This is a genomic window from Terriglobus albidus (assembly GCF_008000815.1).
Classification (GTDB): domain Bacteria; phylum Acidobacteriota; class Terriglobia; order Terriglobales; family Acidobacteriaceae; genus Terriglobus; species Terriglobus albidus_A.
Map to the genome: position 1 here is coordinate 71,776 of NZ_CP042806.1, position 15,992 is coordinate 87,767.

Sequence of the window (15,992 nt, forward strand, 5' to 3'; positions counted from 1 at the left end):
ACCCTCGTGCTTCGACATTCTCTGTTAGACAGAACACGCGCTGCCTTTGCTGTGGCGCTTGTCGCCGTTTCCCTTGGTTTGCCTGCAATCGCGCAGCAGACCGGAACTCTCTCTGGAACATTGAAAGACGCCATCGGCGCGTCCATTCCCAACGCGACCATCGTGCTGCGGAATGAAGAGACCAAGGTTGTCCGCAACGTACGCGGCGACGCCGAAGGTCACTTCAACGCCAGCGGCCTGCCCGCGGGAACATACACCGTCGAGGCTTCCGCTCCCGGTTTCGCCCTCACCACACGCCAGGGTGTACAGCTGACTGCCAGCAATACGCAGGACGTTACGTTGACGCTGAAGGTTGGCGGCGCCAACGAGCAGATCACCGTTGACGCCGCTAACGCTAATTCCATCGCTGCCGCCTATGCCGTGATGGATGGCGTGCTTGACGCCCGCAGCGCCCGCACCGAAGTCAATTCCACTTATATTCAGAACTACGTCGCGCCGACCGCGGATTACACCGAAGTTCTGCAGAACGCACCTGGCACCTACAGCCTGAATGCGAACGGCGTAGGTCTGGGCGACGCGAAGATGTTCTTCCGCGGCTTCTCCGACGGTAACTATGACATCACCTTCGACGGCATTCCATGGAACGACACCAACTCGCCCTCGCACCACTCCTGGGCCTTCTTTCCGTCGCAGTTCCTCGGCGGCGTAGACTTTGACCGCTCGCCCGGCTCGGCCTCCACCGTTGGCCCGACGCCTTTCGGCGGCTCCATCAATCTGCTCTCGAAGGAGATGCCCGACGTCCAGAACATCCGCGGCGGCATCAGCTACGGGTCGTTCAACACCAAGCTGATCGATGTGAACTATGACTCGGGAAACTTCGGTGGCGCATCCAAGCGGAATAACGTCTTCATCGATGTCCATCACATGGACTCCGATGGCTACCAGACCTTCAACTATCAGACCCGCAACGCCGGCGCTCTGAAGTACCAGTTCAAGTTCTCTGAGAACAAGATCCTGACGGGCTTCGCCAGCGTGCTCTGGCTGGACTCCAACACGCCCAATATCAAGGGACCCACGCGCGCGCAGGTTGCCCAGTACGGCGATAACTACCTGCTGCAGAATACTGACCCGACGCAGGCCAACTACTACAAGTACAACTTCTACCATGTGCCTACGGACTTCGAGTACGTCGGCTACAAGCAGCAGCTCGGCCACGGCTGGTCGCTTGATACCAAGCCCTATACCTACAGCTACAACAACAAGCAGAACTACGCTGCCACGCCGAAGAAGGGCACCATCAGCGATCCGAACTGCGCCACGCCCGTCAGCGGAGCTCTGCCCTGTGGCACCGACAAGCTGAACAGCTATCGCAAGTACGGTGAGATCACCAGCCTGAGCCAGGTCTCGCGCTTCGGCATCTTCCGCGTGGGCATGTGGTACGAGTGGGCAGCAACCGACCGTTTCCAGATCCCGCAGGATCCCATCACTCAGGCCGACAGCCCGCTGCCCAACTTCCATGAGAAGTTCTGGACCAACTCCTACCAGCCCTACGCCGAGTACGAATACCACGCCACCAATAAGCTCACCCTGACGGGCGGTCTGAAGTTTGCGCACTACACCATGGACCTGAAGCAGTACGCCGACAACGGATCCACGGTCGGCAGCCTGAACGGCGCTCCGTACGTGCGGAACAACGCCAGCTACAACTCGGTACTGCCGTCCGTCGATGCCAACTACCGCATCCGTCCGAACTGGTCGGTCTATGGACAGTTCGCCACCGGTAGCGTGATTCCGCCCAGCAGCGTCTTCGATATCAACCAGACTTCGACCAGCTCCAGCCCGGCCGCTGTACTCAAGACGCTGCCCGATCCCAGCTATGCGAAGAGCTACCAGACCGGCTCGGTCCTCAAACTGCACCGCCTAACAATGAGTGCCGATGTCTACTACGTACGCTTCGGCAACGCCTACTCAGCACCCAGTGACCCGAACTTCGTGAACTACACCTCACAGGGCGACTCGGTCACGAAAGGCTTTGAAGGCGAGACCAATGTCTACCTGACCAAGGGTCTGAGCTTCTTCGCTAACGGAACCGCCGGGACAGCGAAGTATGTCAGCCAGACGGTCGGAGGAGCCTCAAACCCGAACTACAACCTTTGGGTTGCCAGCACTCCCTCGGACACCGAAAGCCTGGGCATGACCTTCCAGGACAAGTACCTCAACCTCGGCATCTTCAACAAGCGCATCGGTTCGATGTGGAACGACGGCAAGTACGCTACGCCGTCCGCTTCCAGTGGCCAGAGCCTGAACCCGGTTCTGGGCACCAACGCCAACCAGGCAGTGCCGATCGATCCGTTCAACGTCACTAACATGTACGTGAACTTCACGATGCGCCGCGGGTCCATCTTCGACCAGACCAAGATTCGCTTCAGCGTCAACAACCTCTTCGACCAGCACAACATCACCAGCGTGAATCCATCTGGCTCGGTACCTCTCAACCGCATCGGTTATGCCTTCACGCCAGCCTCAGGAGACACCTTGGGCCTCCTGCCCGGACGCAGCTTTATGGTCTCCTTCACCATCGGCCTGTCCCCGCGACAGTAACCGAAGCACGAGGTACCAACCTTGCGGAGAGCCGGAAACGGCTCTCCGCTCTTTTGTTTAAGGGGATAGAATCAATCATGGCCATCGCACGGCCTGCTACCACGCAGGCTGGGTCCGGATTGACGCCTCCCGAGATCACCTCCAGCGCCGTCTCCGCCGCCAACGGCGTTGATCTGGAGCAGCCAATTTCTGTGCCTAAAGCTCCGGAAGATCCCTCAGTCCACGATTCCCTGGCCTCACCCAGTGGCATTCTGGCGGAAAAGCCCTCGGCCCCTCCCCTCAAGCCCACCTCAGTCACCCCCTACCTGACCTGGCTGGACAGCGTCTCGGCTCGGCGCATTGACGTCAAGTTCGCTCACCTGTTGGAGACCGTCCGGACTTTCCGCCCCGGCGACGACCTGGAGGTCATCCGCAAAGCCTGGATCTTCTGCCTGGAAAACCACGCCGATCAGAAACGTGCCTCCGGCGAGCCTTACGTCATCCATCCGCTCGAGGTCGCCCAGCTACTGGCGGAGATGAAGCTGGACGCCACCGCTATCGCCGCCGGCCTGCTGCATGATGCCGTGGAAGATACCGACGTCACCGCCGACGAGATCTCGACCCGCTTCAGCGACCAGGTCGCCCACATCGTCGAGGGCGTCACCAAACTCGACAAGATCAAGTTCGCCAACCGCGAAGACCATCAGGCCGAAAACATCCGCAAGATGCTTCTCGCCATGGTCACCGATGTCCGCGTCGTGCTCATCAAGCTGGCCGACCGCCTGCACAACATGCGGACGCTGGAGCACCTGAGGCCCGAGAAGCAGCAGAAGATCGCCCGGGAGACTCTCGACGTCTACGCCCCCCTCGCCCATCGCCTGGGTATGGGTAAGCTTCGCGGCGAGCTCGAAGACCTTGCCTTCCGCTACGTCGATCCCGTCGCTTATCAGCAGGTCGAGAAAGAGGTCGACCAGGTCCGCGACGAGGGCGAACGCTTCCTGCAGGGCATCGTTAAGGTCCTGGAGGAGAAGCTCGCCTCACACCACATCCACGGCCGCGTCGAGTACCGCATCAAGCGTCTCTACTCCATCCAGCAGAAGCTGCAGGATGGGACGCTCCCGTTGAACCAGGTCTACGACCTTCTGGCCGTTCGCGTCATCACCCAGACCGTAGGCGAGTGTTACGCCATGCTCGGCCTGCTGCACTCCACCTGGCGTCCTGTCCCCGGCCGCATCAAGGACTTCATCGCCATGCCGCGGCCCAATATGTACCAGTCGCTGCATACCACCCTCATCGCCGATGGCGGGCACCAGTTCGAGGTGCAGATCCGGACCGAGGAGATGCACCGCATCGCCGAAGAAGGTATCGCCGCGCACTGGAAGTACAAGGCCAACGAATCTGTCACAGACAAGGACGAACAGCGCCTCGCCTGGGTACGCCAGATCATGGAATGGCAGCGCGAAATGACCGACCCCAACGAGTTCATGTCGACGCTCAAGATCGACCTGTACCCAGAGGAGGTCTACACCTTCACCCCCAAGGGCAAGGTGGTGGTGCTGCCGAAGGACGCCACACCGATCGACTTCGCGTATACCATTCACACCGACGTCGGCAACACGACCGTTGCCGCCCGTGTGAACGGACGCATCGTCCCTCTCCGCACCAAGCTGCACAACGGCGACATCGTCGAGATCTCCACCCAGACCGGACACACGCCCAGCCGTGACTGGCTGAGCTTCGTCAAGAGCTCCCGCGCCCGCAACAAGATCAAGCACTGGATCAACGTGCACCAGCGCGAGCGCGCCATCGAGATAGGCCGTAAGCTCCTCGATCGCGAGGGCCGCAAGTTCAAGGTCGCGATCACCAAGCTGACCGAAACCGACTTCACCCGCGTTGCCAACGAATATGGTCTCGGCAATGGAGAGGATCTCTTCGCCGGCCTCGGCTTCGGCAAACTTTCAGCCCGCCAGGTGCTCAACAAGCTGGAGCCCGGCAGCACCATGCCGGTTGAAACCGAGACTGAGCCAACCCTTCCCACACCCGGACAGATGTCCGAGGCGGTCAAGCGCGTCTTCTTCGGCAAAGGATCGGACTCGCTGCAGGTGGAGGGTCAGGACGATCTGCTCGTCTACCGCGCGCGATGTTGTAATCCCATCCGCGGCGAAGAGATCGTTGGCTATGTCACCCGCGGTAAGGGTGTCGCCGTACACGCGAGAAGCTGTCCGAACGTACAGAATTTGCTCTACGAGAGCGACCGCCGCATCAATGTAGAGTGGTCGGCAACGCCATCGGCGAACGCCCGCCAGACCACCTATCCGGTGAAACTCATCCTTACCTGCGACGACCGCACCGGCATGCTGAAGGAGTTCACCGCCATCATCTCCGACGACGACACCAACATCCGCAGCGTGGAATCACGCTCGAACGACGATGGCACCGCCACTGTCGAGTTCGTCGTCGAGACCGTCGACCTGAAACACCTGAACAAACTGGTCAACGATCTCCGCCGTGTCCACGGCGTCCGCGACGTCCAGCGCGTGAACAAGATCTAGGAACATCCATCTTTTCCTTTGTCATCCTGAGCAAAGCGAAGGACCTGCTTTGTGCTGCCCATACATTGGGGTGCCCCATATCTCGGCACAGCCGAGATGTGGGAGTATCGAGCGGAGCTCGATCCGCTTTAGCTTTTGTGACTTCCTAACCCACCCCGGCGGGTATGAATTAGAAAAGCGGTCCTTCGCGTTGCTCAGGATGACAAAAGTTACAGACCGAATCTACCGCTTCAACCGCTCATCAAACGGATACGCATAACTCTCCGCAATCCGGAATCGCTTCGCCGAACGATGCAATGGATTGAAGACGTAATTCGCTGTCTCCGGCACAATCGCGCTCGGGACTTTCGATAGAACCGTCTCCGCCTTGCGTAACCACTCTGTCCCCAGACGCTGTGTGCGTTCGAGATTATGCTGCCATCCCGCACCAAGCTGTGATGCGCGAATCTCATCCAGCTTCACCGTCGGACCCACAATGCGGAGCAACGTGAATTCCGGCGGGACATCGTTAGCCGCCGTATGAGCGCAGACCTCGAGTAGCGCAGCCGCCGGGTGCTCCGCCAGATAGACAACCGGCTGGCCGGCAAAGTGCCAGCGACCAGGCGCACGCTGTCCGCCGACGCCCTTCAGGTCTTTGAAGCGGCTGATGCGCCAGAGAATCACTCGACGAAAAAGCCTTCGTCGATCTGTACCAGCATCTCTTCGACAATGCGGCTGCCGGTGTCTGTCTTCAGCAGAGACAGCGGAGCTCGGCCATCCAGGCGCGCATGCGGCCGGCGAAGCCACGCCAGAGCACGCTCGCGCGAACCATACGTTGCCTCCGCCGCCGAGAGCACACGGATCACCCTCAGTACCCGGTCAGACTCCTCCAGTGTCAGCTTCTCCCGCTTCGCCTTGCGATGCTGCAGGGTGCGCGACGGAATCACAACCTCGTCGATCTCCGCCCTCTCCAGCCCAAGCTCAGAAAGGCGGCCAACGACCGAGGGCGCAAGCCGCGCTTCAACGATCTTCAGCACCGCCGCCTCGGTCACCGGAGCACCGAGGCCAAGCCAATCGCCGATCTGGACCATGGCGGTATTCATGTAAACATTATGCCATAAAAATGATGGCAAAATGCTGGTCGAGTTATCCTGAAGATCCATGAAGAAGAGCCTCTTCGCCGCGCTTCTCCTCCTCGTCCCCAGTATCGCCTTCGCGCAGGAAACCCCGACCATCCGCGTCAACACCAACCTGGTGCAGGTGCCGGTCTCAGTCGATTACAAGGGCGAGCGGCTCTATGGCCTGAAACCTGAACAATTTGTGGTGCAGGATAACGGGGTCGAGCAGAAGATCCGCCTCGATGAAGACGCCGATCAGCAAGGGATCGCACTCTTTGTCCTGGTGGAGTGCGGCCGCGAATCCATGATGCAGTTCGGCAACATCAGCGGCCTGGCCACCATGGTGGAAAGCATCGTCGGCGGTGCACCCAAACTCATTGCAGTGGCCCGCTACGCCTCCGGGCCGGAGCTGTTGCAGGACTTCACCGGCAACATGGAAAAGACCACGATGACGCTAAACGCCCTCAAGCCCTGTGAGGATGGCGGCGCCAACACGCTCGACGCCGTGAAATATGCCGCCGAGGCACTAAGCCAGCGTCCCAGTCGCTACCGCCGTGCCATCCTGCTGGTTGGGGAGACGCGCGACCATGGCAGCAAGGTCAAACCCGAGGCCGTCGTCGAAGAACTCGGTCGCTCCAATGTCGTCGTTGATTCGGTGAGCTTTAACCCCGGTAAGACCGAGATCGTGAACAGCCTCTTCCACGGCCAGATGGGCTCTGGGCCCCTTGGCCTGCTGATCATGGCGGTCAATGCTCTGAAGAAGAACGTCCCCAAAACCCTGTCCGAACTCTCAGGCGGCGAATACATCAACTTCACCACCCAGAAGGGCTTCGACAACGGCATGTTGCGGCTTTCGAACCACATCCACGACTACTACCTGCTCAGTTTCCAACCTCCGGCCAACGTCGAACCAGGGCTGCACCGCATCACCATCTCCATCCCCGACTATCCCGACGCCAAACTCCGCGCGCGTCAGAGCTACTGGGCCGGACCAGCCGGGGCACAGTAAACTCGACAACATGAGCGACATCAACAAGACCGCCGTCTCCACCAAGGAAGCACCGGCCGCCATTGGCCCCTATTCGCAGGCTATTCGGGTCGGCGACACACTTTTCACCTCCGGCCAGGTGGCCCTCGACCCCGCTACCGGCAACCTGATCGAAGGCGGCATCAAGGAGCAGACCGTCCGCGTGCTGGAAAACCTGAAAGCTGTTCTCGCCGCCGCCGGCCTGGACATGGTGCACGTGGTCAAGACCACCGTTTTCCTCAAGGACATGAAGGATTTCGCCGCGATGAACGAGATTTACGCCAAGTATCTCGCCCCGGCAGGTATTGTCGCTCCGGCGCGCTCTACCATCCAGGTAGCAGCGTTGCCCAAAGACGCGCTGGTTGAGATTGAGGTCATCGCCAAGGAATCCGCTTAAGCGCCGTGGGCGTCTAAATCTCCAGAAGGAGATTCCAATGGCCGAAACCCCTATGCTCGACCTGCAGACGACCAGCGGTAAGATCCATAAGACCGAACAGGAGTGGCGCGAGCTGCTCACCCCGGAGCAGTTCCATATCCTGCGCGGGAAGGGAACGGAACCGGCATTTACCGGCGCCCTGCACCAGAATCATCAAGATGGAACCTATTGTTGTGCAGGGTGCGGAGCTGAGCTGTTTACCTCAGACAAGAAGTTCGACTCAGGTTCCGGCTGGCCCAGCTTCTGGCTGCCTATCTCGGAAGATGTGATTGAAGCGCACGAAGACAGCAGCTACGGCATGCGCCGCATCGAAGTGACCTGCGCCCGCTGTGGCGGCCACCTCGGCCACGTCTTCCGCGACGGTCCCCGCCCCACCGGTCTTCGCTACTGCATCAACTCCGCGTCGCTGGAGTTCGACAAAGAACCCAAGTAATACTGCCCATTACCTCGAAATGGCCCGCGAACCTGCGGGCCATTTCGATTTTATGGCCCTGAATTCGTACAATAGACCCTATCGTGACACTGGATTTTCTAGGTTCCACTACCCGCACACACCGGTGCGGAGAACTTCGCGCCGCAGATGCCGGCAAACCCGTCGTCCTGATGGGCTGGATCAACCGCCGCCGCGACCACGGCGACCTGATCTTCCTGGATCTGCGCGACCGTACCGGCATTACCCAGGTGGTGCTCGACAAGTCGCTCTCCGGCCACGACGCGCTGGCCAAGGCCGAAACCTCGCGTCCTGAGTACGTCATCGCCGCCCTCGGCAAGGTTCGCCTGCGCGACGAATCGCTGGTCAATCCCAAGATGCCGACCGGTGAGATCGAGGTGCTAGCCACCGAGCTTCTGATTCTGAACGACGCCAAGACGCCGCCCTTCTCGCCTGCCGACGACGCCATTCAGAATGAAGAGATGCGGTTGAAGTACCGCTACATTGACCTGCGCCGCGCCGAGATGCAGCAGAACTTCCTCGTGCGCCATAAGGTCAACCAGGCCATCCGCCAGACTCTCTCCGACGAAGGCTTCCTCGAGATCGAGACTCCGTTCATGACGCGCTCCACCCCGGAGGGCGCACGTGATTACCTGGTTCCCTCTCGCGTTCATCCCGGCACCTTCTACGCTCTGCCGCAGTCGCCGCAGATCTTCAAGCAGATTCTGATGATCTCGGGCTTCGACCGCTACTTCCAGATCGCCCGCTGCTTCCGCGATGAAGACCTCCGTGCCGATCGCCAGCCGGAGTTTACCCAGATCGACCTGGAGATGACCTTCCCCACACAGGATCAGGTCTTTGCCGTCGTCGAGCGCTTCCTCACCGCCTCCTTCTCGGCCGTGGGCGAGACCATCAATACCCCCTTCCTGCGTATGAGCTACGACGAGGCCATACGCAAGTACGGTATCGACAAGCCCGACATGCGCCTGCCTGCGATGGCCGATCTGACCGACGTGCTAACACCTGAGCTGCGCACCACCCTCAAGATCGAGCAGAAGCTACCTGTACTTGGCTTTGTGATTCCTTCGGTGGGCGAACTCTCCAGCACCGCCCGCAAGTCGCTGCTCAGCGAGGTTCGTGCCTCGTTCGGCGACAGCGGCCTCGACCTGCTCGACCTGGTCCGCCTGCGCACCGCCGAGCAGTTCGTTCCGCTCGCCGATGCTATCTCTGAGAAGCTGAACGCGGAACTCGTTGCCTTCAACGGATCGAGCCTTACGTCCAACGATCTGGCAGTAGTCGTCACCCCCAAGCTCGAAACACCAGAGATGTGGAACTTCGACCGCCAGTGGATCTGGAAGCGCGTCGGCCAGCTTCGCCTGGAGCTGGCAAAGAAGTACGCCGACAAGCACGGCCTCTTCGAGAAAAAGGGCACGCCCGACGACTACAAGTTCCTCTGGGTCACTGACTTCCCCATGTACGAGTGGAACGAGGAGAAGAAGACCTGGGACGCGGCACACCATCCGTTCACCTCGCCGCACGAAGAGGACATCATCTCCGGAGCTCTCTTCAACGACAAGGGAGCCGTTCGGGCCTCGGCGTATGACGTAGTGCTCAACGGACTGGAGCTCGGTTCGGGCTCGATCCGTATCCATCGCAAGGATGTGCAGGCTGAGATCTTCCGTTCGCTGGGCATGAGCGATGAAGAAGCCAAGGAGCGTTTCGGCTTCTTTCTCGATGCGCTGGAGTACGGCACGCCTCCGCACGGCGGCATCGCCCTCGGCATCGACCGCATCGTCATGCTGCTGGCCGGCGCTCAGAGCCTGCGCGAGGTCATCGCCTTCCCGAAGACAGCAAAGGCCATCGACCTGATGGTCGATGCTCCCAGCCACGCCACCGACATGCAGCTGAAGGAACTCCACCTGCGCCCCACGGTTCGCAGCTAGCAGAGTCAAGGGAAACAACATCGAACCCGCCCTCGTAGGGCGGGTTTCTTTATGAGCCGCAACACTGGGTGCCCCATCCATCGCTACTCACCCCAACGAACAAGTTCGCCGGGAACCCAACACGCGATGGGTGGGATATTCGAGCGAAGCTCGAATTAGGTGGGAGCCGTGGGCTTTTAGCCCACGGTCTACCGGCTTAACAAATAACTGGGCTTTAGCCCTGGGCCTTTTCCTTACAGATAGCGAAGGCCCAGGGCTAAAGCCCAGTTATTTCTAACCTTTTATCAGCGGGCTGAAGCCCGCTGCTCCCACCAGTTTCAGCCATGATTTCCTGACAACGCCTCCACTTCATCCCGCGACGGCATCGACACCTGCGCCCCCAATCGCGTCACCGAGATCGCAGCGGCAGCATTCGCATATCGCGCCGCTGCCTGCGGCGAGTCCCCGGCCAGGAGCCGCACCGCAAACGCTCCATTGAAGCAGTCCCCTGCCGCCGTCGTATCCACAGCCTTCACCGCAAATGCGGGCACCAGCGTAGGCTCACAATCAGCGCCCATCAGAAATGCTCCGCGTTCGCCCAGCTTTAGCGCCACGTTGCGGCATCCTATCGCCAGCAGGCGTTCGGCCGTTTGCTGCGGTTCCATCGAGCCTGCAACAAGCTGCGCAGCCTCAGTCTCATTCGGAGTCAACCATGTCACCGCGCGCAGCAACTCTTCCGGTAGCGCTGCAACAGGGGCAGGATCGAGGATGACTGCAAGGCCGGCCTTGTGCGCCTCCTGTGCAGCCGCAACCACCGCATCCATCGGGATCTCGAGCTGCAACAAGACCACGCCGACTTCGGCAAACTCAAGCGCACGGATATCCGCTGCTGTGACTAAACCATTCGCGCCTGGTTGTACGACAATCGCATTCTGCCCATCGGAGGAGTGAGTAATCACCGCCAGCCCTGACGGTCCGTCACTTACCTGCACACCAGCAACGTCCACCGCGGCCTCATCCAGACCGTCCAGCAGTGCGCCGCCGTAACTGTCGCTACCGACACGGCCCGCCATGCGCACCTGCGCCCCCAGTCTCGCCGCAGCGATAGCCTGGTTCGCGCCTTTCCCACCCAGCAGCGAATCGTATCCGCTGCCACGAACGGTCTCTCCGGCCAGCGGAATACGCTCCGCATGCACGACGAGATCGAAGTTGAGGCTTCCAATCACCAGCACCGACTTCCGCACGAACCTCATCCTAGAGCATTTTTCCTGTTGCTGGGTATCCCGGAAGGAGCGTGCAGTGGCGTCTTCATTGCGGAAAACGCCCATAGATGCGGAAGCCCTACTTTACACCTACAGGAAAAATGCTCTACGGCAAATACAAAAGCTCCGCGCAGCGAAGCCTTGGGTGCATTTCTTATTCAATCCTTCAATCCCCATAAAAAACGGCAGCGGAGGTGTCGCGGCCTCCGCTGCCGGCGTGAGGGGTCTAGTAAGAAGCGTTATGGTTTGTCGACGCCGTCGTGTGCGAAGCCAACGGTGCAGTCCCGTTGTCCGCGAGGTTCTTGACGTCCTTCTCTGCGAGGAGCGCTTCTATCTCCGCAGTGAATTCCTGTTTGAGCTGATCGTTGAAGGCTCCGCTCGAGGGCGAGGCGAAGCCCGAGTGGACCAGGCGCACGCGGCCATCCTTGCCGACAAACAGCGTCGCCGGCCAGGTGTTCAGATTGACCGCCTGCGGGACCTTCTCCCACATCTCTGCCGGGGCGCCGGCCAGCAGATAGGTGTACTTCACACCGTAGTGCTGGATGAACGCCTTCTCGCGAGCGAGCGAGTCCTGCTGCTCAGGCTCTTCGAAGTTCAGAGCAACGATCTCCAGCCCCTTATCGCGATACTTCTTGTCGAGCTCGACCAGGTAGCGCGCTTCGTCATGGCAGTTCGGGCACCAGGTTCCGGTCACGATCGCAAGAACCACTTTGTTTTTGAAACGGGCATCATCGCTGGAAACCAGCTTGCCGTTCACGTCCGGGAACTTGAAGCTGAACCGCTCATTCGCATCGCGCACGGTCGTGTGCTTGCTGTAGTTCTCCGGCTCCGCGAAGCCCTTGCTGCGTGCTACGTCAGAGCGGTATGCAATCAGCGGCTCTGTTGGCGTGTATGCTCCTTCGGTCTTCACCTCCAGCGTCCCGTCGTCCTTGGGTGTTACCCGCACCAGCAGAGGACGAGCTCCGTCGAAGTGGCTCAGCAGCCAGCTTCCGTTCTTATAAGTTCCGGTCAACGCTCCGGTGTCGCCATCGATACGCAGAATCGACGCCTGCGCTTCCGCGCCGTTCTGCTTCACGATAAAGCGCCATGCTTTCTCGCCCTTTGCGGTCTCATGCGGAATCTCCCAGTTGCCCGCAATATTCGGGGCCTGCGCAGAGGCTGCTGCCGTGGCATCAGCATGACGGGTTGCATGGAAGGGATAGTCGGCGATGTACTTCTCACGCTCAAAGCGTCCACGCAGCTTACCGGTAAGCGTGTCCCCGTTGGCGTTTGCCGAGATCGTCGTCAGGTAATGCTCAAAGTCGAGTACGACTTCGTTGTTGTTGCGCTTCGCTGCGGTTGTGGTTTCGGTCTCCTTGTCTCCGTTGAAGAGTGTGCCTTTAATCTGCTGGCCGTCTTCGGAGATGTCGAGACGGAACGGAATCTCCGTTCCATTGAGAGTGAAGGCCGCGTCCCAGCGTCCTGCGAGTGAGTTCTGCGCGAAGACGGCAGAGCTGCTGAGGACCACGGCAGCGAGTGCGATAGTTCGATTGCGGAATGTCATGGCAAGCTTCTCCTGAATTTCAGTTGCGAAGGAAGTTCTGTTGCGAAAGGTTGTCGGTGAACTGCAGCGATACGGGCGATTGGTAATTGGCTATCCCGCCCTTCGGCGGGATAGCCTTTCTGCCCGTGCTGCTGCAGCAGCCGACTGTCGCCACTCCTCCGGTAGATGTGGCTTGGTCGCGAGCAGAATCTGGTACGCGGCGGTGCGATCAGCCGCGGAGATTTTCTGGAATGCGGGCGATTGGTCCGCTCCGCTCAGTACCTCATAGAGGCGGTGATAGACATAGCTCTTCGCCTCTTGCGGCAACTGATCGAACTGATCCGAGTAGACGAGATAGCTGACGGGATATCGGAAGATCCGCGTCTTTAGATCGAAGTCACGTAGAGAGCGGCCCTTGCTGTCACGCAATCCCTCTGAGGCAAAGGTCCGCGCAAAGCTGTTGTTTCCCGCTATTGGCCCGGGCAGCGGAGCTTCGTTAGCAAACAACAGATACTGCACCAGCTCTTCCGCCGGTTTCTCAAACGTAGCGCGCTCTTCAGGCGTGAGCGAACCTTCGACACCGTTGTTCTTCTTCGCATGCTCAAAGAAAGCAATGCGTGTCTTGTAGTTCGTCAGCGTGATGAGGTTATGCATCTGGGTCTGATGTGTGAGCACCAGGTGCGCCACGATGTCGCTCTGCGGATTCAGGTAATCCGCATTGAGAAATCTCTGTTCCAGCGGCTGCAGGCTTTGATCGGGATCGCCATGCGGTCCATTGGCAGTCCCGTATCCCGCCGGCATGATGGAATTACCCATCGTACGTTCGCTGCCCGCCGAGCCGGTAACATACCATCCACCCCAGCGCTTTGCGATCGGCGTCTCCTGCCCGGTAACAAACGACTCCGTCGAGTTCGCCAGCGTGCCCGTGGGCGATGGATAGATCGAGCGCACCAGCACACCGGGAACATTTCGAGTGCCGGGCGCGATGTGGCACTGCGTGCAGTCCAGCTCGGCGCGCTCAAACTTCGGATGCTCTGCCTTATTGGCGTCGAGCAGATAAAACGCAGCGCCCTGGTTGGGATCGAACGAGACGATCTCCAGCGCCTTGCCTTCGTGCACAAAGCCGACATACACATCGTCGTTGAAGTAGAGTGCACGCGGATGTTCCGGAGAGATCTTCTTGTACTGGAAGCTGGTCTTGGAGAAGACGAGTGTCTGCGAGTCCTGCGGAATGTGCAGCGCCTTCAGCACCGCAGGCAGATAGCCCAGGCGTTCGTCATACGAGAGCTTCACCGTTCCCGCTTCAAGCTTCTTCTCGAGCTCGGCTACCGGATCGTGCAGCTCATCCTGCAGATAGCGGATCGGCGCATCCGTGTAGGGAATATATCCCTGACGCTTCACGGCTATCTGTCCGCGGGCGCTCCATGCTCCAACACTTACGGCGAATAACGCAGCCGACAACAACAACACCACGACAGGCAGACGCAAACGTGCCATCTGGTCCATGACCTTTTCTGGGCTGCACGCGCGACAAGGCGCACGCAACACCGGAAGACGATGCGATATCGCGGATATGAGACTCCGCGGTAAATCGCTTCAAATTGTCAGAGGGTGGTCAACGATATGAGGTAACAAGCAGCGCATGCACGCCCTCACACTCTCGTTGACCGGAAAGCTATCGTGAGCGGCAACAACCACAGAGCGTGGCCGCAACGGAGAGAACACGCGCAGTCGCCGCGAACATTGCGTTCCGGCCTGCACTCATCGCGTTGTTGTGAAGATGGGTCTTCAAAACGCCTGCTCCGTTGTACTGCTTAGTTGTCTATTATGCACTTCTGGAAAAATCGTGCAAGTTCATTTCGGAATAACCCAAGCTCTGGGTGCCCCATCCATCGCATATCGGGGTCCCCGACGAACTTGTTCGTTGTTGGGGTGATAACGCGATGGCTAGGATGTTTGCGCTTCGCGCGAACCTTTTTTGTTTGTCATCCCGCAGGGATCTGCTTTTCAGATTGTGGCCGGTAAGAAGCATCGGTAGAGAAGCAGATTTCTCCGCTCCCGTTGGTCGCTACGAAATGACAAAACAAAAAATACGATTCGAGCTTCGCTCGAACATCCCACCCATTGCTACGCAATGGATGGGGCACCCAGTGTATGGGCACCGAATATACCAACTAGCAACCAGGAACGAGCAACCAGCAGCTGCGCTTACAACGCGCTCGCCTTACACAGCTTCACCGTGTCATCACGATGCAGCTTCAACTCCGCCGCAGCCAGCACTTCATGCAACTGCTCGAGGCTCGTCGCACTCGCAATGGGAGCGGTGACGGTACGACGGCTCAACAGCCACGCCAGCGCTACTGTTGCCTGCTTGGCGCCGGTTGATGCCGAGACCTCCGCAAGCGCCTTCAGGATGCGCTCTCCGCGTTCGTCAAAGTACTTGGTCACATAGCCCGCGCGCGCTGCGCCTTCCGCATCTGCCTTCGACTTGTACTTCCCTGTAAGAAATCCGGCAGCCAGCGAGAAGTAAGGAATGACACCGATGTTGTGCTTATCCACCACCGGTTCCACACCCTCTTCATACTCCTGACGTACTACGAGGTTGTAGTGTGGCTGGATCGACTCGTATCGCGGAAATCCATTCTGTTTGGCGATATCAAGAGCGACGGCGAGGCGTTTACCGGTGTAGTTCGAGGCTCCGATCGCACGCACCTTCCCGGCCTGCGCTAGTGATGCAAAGGCTCCAAGCGTCTCCTCGAGCGGAGTCTCGGCATCATCCGTGTGCGCCTGGTAGAGGTCGATATAGCTCGTTTGCAACCGCTGCAGCGATTGGTCCACGGCTTTCACGATGTGCGCTTTACGCAGGCCCTTTCCTTCGGCGACTTCCATGCCGACCTTCGTGGCCAGCACCACCTTGTCGCGTTTGCCGCTGCGGGCGAACCAGTTGCCGAGGATCGTCTCGCTCTCGCCGCCCTTGTTACCCGGAACCCAGCGCGAGTAGACATCAGCCGTATCGATGAAGTTGAAGCCGCGATCGACAAATGCATCCAGGATGGTGAAGGACTTTTGTTCATCGATCGTCCAACCAAAAACATTGCCACCCAGGCAGATCGGTGAAACCATCAGGCCCGAGCGGCCAAGCTGCTTCTTCTCCATCCCAACCT

At 59.4% G+C, this 15,992-nt stretch carries 12 protein-coding genes; 6 read left to right on the plus strand and 6 right to left on the minus strand.

Features of this window, described 5'->3' with window-relative positions:
• Positions 1–6: 6 nt before the first annotated feature.
• Both FTW19_RS00310 and FTW19_RS00315 read left to right on the plus strand, forming a co-directional pair.
• The gene (locus FTW19_RS00310; protein WP_147645721.1) at positions 7–2,601 is read left to right on the plus strand and encodes a TonB-dependent receptor; all 2,595 of its coding nucleotides are present in this window, start codon (positions 7–9) and stop codon (positions 2,599–2,601) included.
• Between the two features lie 77 nt (positions 2,602–2,678).
• Positions 2,679–5,132 (plus strand): RelA/SpoT family protein, encoded by a 2,454-nt coding sequence (locus FTW19_RS00315; RefSeq protein ID WP_147645722.1) that lies wholly within the window; start codon positions 2,679–2,681, stop codon positions 5,130–5,132.
• Positions 5,133–5,354: 222 nt separating this feature from the next.
• Here the strand turns inward: FTW19_RS00315 and FTW19_RS00320 are convergent, their stop codons facing one another.
• Together FTW19_RS00320 and parS are read right to left on the minus strand one after the other, a co-directional pair.
• Positions 5,355–5,795, minus strand: coding sequence for an RES family NAD+ phosphorylase (locus FTW19_RS00320; RefSeq protein ID WP_147645723.1), 441 nt, complete (start codon positions 5,793–5,795; stop codon positions 5,355–5,357).
• Positions 5,792–6,274: a type II RES/Xre toxin-antitoxin system antitoxin gene (parS, locus tag FTW19_RS00325; RefSeq protein ID WP_187143180.1), complete on the minus strand. Its 483-nt coding sequence runs from the start codon at positions 6,272–6,274 to the stop codon at positions 5,792–5,794. The genes FTW19_RS00320 and parS overlap by 4 nt, the downstream gene beginning before the upstream one ends.
• Here parS and FTW19_RS00330 point away from each other — a divergent pair.
• The 4 genes from FTW19_RS00330 to aspS all read left to right on the plus strand — a co-directional run bounded on the left by FTW19_RS00330 (position 6,273) and on the right by aspS (position 10,065).
• Positions 6,273–7,238: a VWA domain-containing protein gene (locus FTW19_RS00330; protein WP_147645725.1), complete on the plus strand. Its 966-nt coding sequence runs from the start codon at positions 6,273–6,275 to the stop codon at positions 7,236–7,238. The two genes, parS and FTW19_RS00330, sit on opposite strands and share 2 nt — an antisense overlap.
• A gap of 10 nt (positions 7,239–7,248) precedes the next feature.
• Entirely contained in the window at positions 7,249–7,653 is a 405-nt protein-coding gene (locus FTW19_RS00335) for a RidA family protein (protein ID WP_147645726.1), read from the plus strand.
• A gap of 37 nt (positions 7,654–7,690) precedes the next feature.
• Positions 7,691–8,125, plus strand: a complete 435-nt coding sequence (gene msrB / locus FTW19_RS00340; protein ID WP_246153500.1) for a peptide-methionine (R)-S-oxide reductase MsrB — start codon at positions 7,691–7,693, stop codon at positions 8,123–8,125.
• 83 nt (positions 8,126–8,208) lie between these two features.
• The gene (gene aspS / locus FTW19_RS00345; protein WP_147645727.1) at positions 8,209–10,065 is read left to right on the plus strand and encodes an aspartate--tRNA ligase; all 1,857 of its coding nucleotides are present in this window, start codon (positions 8,209–8,211) and stop codon (positions 10,063–10,065) included.
• A 317-nt stretch (positions 10,066–10,382) separates the two neighbouring features.
• On the opposite strand, the gene rbsK is transcribed toward aspS, so the two are convergent.
• From rbsK to FTW19_RS00365, 4 genes are all read right to left on the minus strand, one after another.
• Positions 10,383–11,288: a ribokinase gene (gene rbsK, locus FTW19_RS00350; RefSeq protein WP_246153501.1), complete on the minus strand. Its 906-nt coding sequence runs from the start codon at positions 11,286–11,288 to the stop codon at positions 10,383–10,385.
• A 244-nt stretch (positions 11,289–11,532) separates the two neighbouring features.
• Entirely contained in the window at positions 11,533–12,849 is a 1,317-nt protein-coding gene (locus tag FTW19_RS00355) for a peroxiredoxin family protein (RefSeq protein WP_147645729.1), read from the minus strand.
• Positions 12,850–12,939: 90 nt separating this feature from the next.
• Complete coding sequence (locus tag FTW19_RS00360) at positions 12,940–14,334, minus strand: hypothetical protein (RefSeq protein ID WP_147645730.1); 1,395 nt, start codon at positions 14,332–14,334, stop codon at positions 12,940–12,942.
• Between the two features lie 702 nt (positions 14,335–15,036).
• Positions 15,037–15,984 carry an aldo/keto reductase gene (locus FTW19_RS00365; protein ID WP_147645731.1) on the minus strand — a complete coding sequence of 316 codons (948 nt, stop codon included), beginning with the start codon at positions 15,982–15,984 and terminating at the stop codon, positions 15,037–15,039.
• Positions 15,985–15,992 lie beyond the last annotated feature (8 nt).